Raw genomic sequence first — 2,402 nt, 5'->3', positions numbered from 1 at the left:
TCGGCGAAGGCACCTTGAATCGAAACGCGCTGATCGGCGAGGATCGTGTCCACCAACGAACGAAATGGACACGTGTACATCATGGAAGAGAGTGCTGAGGTAAAACCGACCCGCCGCCGACGGCATAGCGCCGAGTTCAAGGCGCAGGCAATCAAGGCCTGCATGCAACCTGGCGTTTCAATCGCCGCTGTCGCGTTGCACTATCGTTTGAACGCCAACCTGCTGCGTCGCTGGGTGGCCACCGAAGAAGAGACGCAAGCCACAGCACAGGCGCTTGGTGCCATGGCAACGCCAGGCGCCGAATTCGTTCCATTATCCCTGCCTGCCGCACAGACGAGCACCGCCACGCAGGACATTGTGATCGAACTCAGGCGCGGTGCCACGATGGTAACGATCCGCTGGCCGTACGCCGCCGCCAGCGAGTGCGCCCGCTGGTTGCAGGGGTGGCTGCGATGATCCGTGTTGACGCCATCTGGCTGGCCACTGAACCGCTGGACATGCGGGCCGGAACCGACACCGTGCTCGCCCGTGTGGTCAAGGTATTCGGTGCGGCGCGCCCGCATCATGCCTACCTGTTTGCCAACAAGAACGGCACGCGAATGAAGGTCCTGGTCTATGACGGCTTGGGGATCTGGTTAGCAGCACGCCGCCTTAACCGCGGGCGCTTCGTCTGGACCGATGGCACTTCAGCGATCACTGTCTGCCTGAACGCCGAGCAGTTGCAGGCACTGGTCACCGGCCTGCCATGGAAAACACTGGCGACTGACCACGTCATCGCCGTGCTCTAACGCCCGGTACGTATACTGTTTCTGTTCACTTGCGGCGGGTGTTCTGGCACACTGCCGTGCATGACTTCCGCCCTCGACCTGTCCACTCTCGGCGCCGATGAACTGCGTCAGCTCGCCAGCCGCCTGCTGGAGGAGATGCGTGGCAAGCAGGCCCTGATCGACAAGCTTACGCACGAGATGGCCATCCTCAAGCGGCTCAAGTTCGCCGCTTCCAGCGAAGCCTACACCGGTGAGCAGCAGCGCATGCTGTTCGAAACACTCGACACCGACATCGAGGCGCTCACAGCCGAGATCGAGCAACTCAATCCGACCAAGCCGGCCGACGATGAGGGCAAGAAGCAGCAACCCAAGCGCACAGCGTTGCCGGCATCCTTGCCGCGCAAGGAAGTGCGCCACGATCCTGATTCCACTACCTGCGGCTGTGGCTGCCAACTGCAGCGCATCGGCGAGGACGTGGCCGAGAAGCTTGACTACCAGCCAGGCGTCTTTACAGTGGAGCGCCATGTTCGCGGCAAGTGGGTCTGCCGTCAATGCGAGACGTTGGTGCAAGCTCCGGTGCCGCCGCAGATCATTGACAAGGGCATTCCGACCGCTGGTCTGCTGGCCCATGTCCTGGTTGCCAAATATCTGGATCATTTGCCCTTGTACCGACAAAGCGGCATCTACGGCCGTGCCGGATTTGCGATTCCAGACTCAACGCTGGCACAGTGGGTAGGCGTATGCGGTGTGCAGTTGCAGCCGCTGGTCGATGCACTGAGCCAGGAACTGCTGGCACAGCGTGTCTTGCATGCCGACGAGACGCCGGTGGCCATGCTCAAGCCGGGCAACGGCAAGACGCATCGCGCCTATCTGTGGAGTTACTGCAGCACCAGCATGAATTCGATGAAGGCGGTGGTGTTCGACTTCGCCGAATCCCGCGCCGGTCGACATGCCGGGGAATTGCTTGGTGACTGGCGCGGTACGTTGATCTGTGACGACTTCAGCGGCTACAAGCACTTGTTCAAGCAAGGCATCATCGAAGCTGGTTGCATGGCACATGCACGCCGCAAGTTCCATGAGCTCTATGCCAACCACAAGAGCCAGATTGCCGAGGAAGCGTTGAAGCTGTTCGGTGCAATGTACGATATTGAGCGGCAGGTACAGCACCTGGATGCCGAAAGCAGGCAAGAAGTGCGGAATCGACTGGCCAGACCGGCAGCTGATATGTTACATGCCTGGTTACTGGCGCAACGGCAGCGAGTCCCTGATGGCAGCGCGACTGCCAAAGCGATCAATTACAGTCTGGACCGTTGGGGACCTCTGACGCGGTACCTGGACGATGGTACTGTCCCGATCGACAACAACTGGGTGGAAAACCAGATTCGGCCTATTGCCCTTGGAAAAAAGAACTGGTTGTTCGCCGGTAGTCTGCGGGCGGGGCGGCGTGCTGCCGCGGTGATGACGCTATTGCACTCGGCGCGGCTGAACGGCCTTGACGTGCACGCCTACATGAAGGATGTCCTCGAACGCTTACCGACACTGCCGGCTAGCCGTGTCACCGAACTGCTGCCGCATCGCTGGACGCCCGCCTAAACTTCTGCTCGTAGATTCGGTATCCCGTCAATGTGGGATGGC

General features: G+C 60.5%; 3 protein-coding genes. All 3 read left to right on the top strand.

Going from position 1 to position 2,402, the window contains the following annotated elements; genetic code table 11:
* Positions 1 to 45 precede the first annotated feature (45 nt).
* Genes tnpA through tnpC form a run of 3 tightly spaced genes read left to right on the top strand, consistent with a single transcriptional unit; the run spans position 46 to position 2,360 of the window.
* Positions 46 to 456 (top strand): IS66-like element accessory protein TnpA, encoded by a 411-nt coding sequence (gene tnpA / locus IGW03_RS37430; protein ID WP_323745072.1) that lies wholly within the window; start codon positions 46 to 48, stop codon positions 454 to 456.
* A complete protein-coding gene (gene tnpB, locus IGW03_RS37425; RefSeq protein ID WP_194727452.1) occupies positions 453 to 788 on the top strand; it encodes an IS66 family insertion sequence element accessory protein TnpB in 336 nt (111 codons plus the stop codon). The genes tnpA and tnpB overlap by 4 nt, the downstream gene beginning before the upstream one ends.
* Positions 789 to 848: 60 nt before the next feature.
* The gene (tnpC, locus tag IGW03_RS37420) at positions 849 to 2,360 is read left to right on the top strand and encodes an IS66 family transposase (protein WP_194727451.1); all 1,512 of its coding nucleotides are present in this window, start codon (positions 849 to 851) and stop codon (positions 2,358 to 2,360) included.
* Positions 2,361 to 2,402: the final 42 nt, after the last annotated feature.

It is taken from the genome of Noviherbaspirillum malthae, from assembly GCF_015352985.1.
In the GTDB taxonomy this organism is placed as follows: Bacteria; Pseudomonadota; Gammaproteobacteria; order Burkholderiales; family Burkholderiaceae_D; genus Noviherbaspirillum; species Noviherbaspirillum malthae.
Note: the sequence above shows the minus strand (reverse complement) of the source record. Positions and strands in the feature narration are given on the sequence as shown.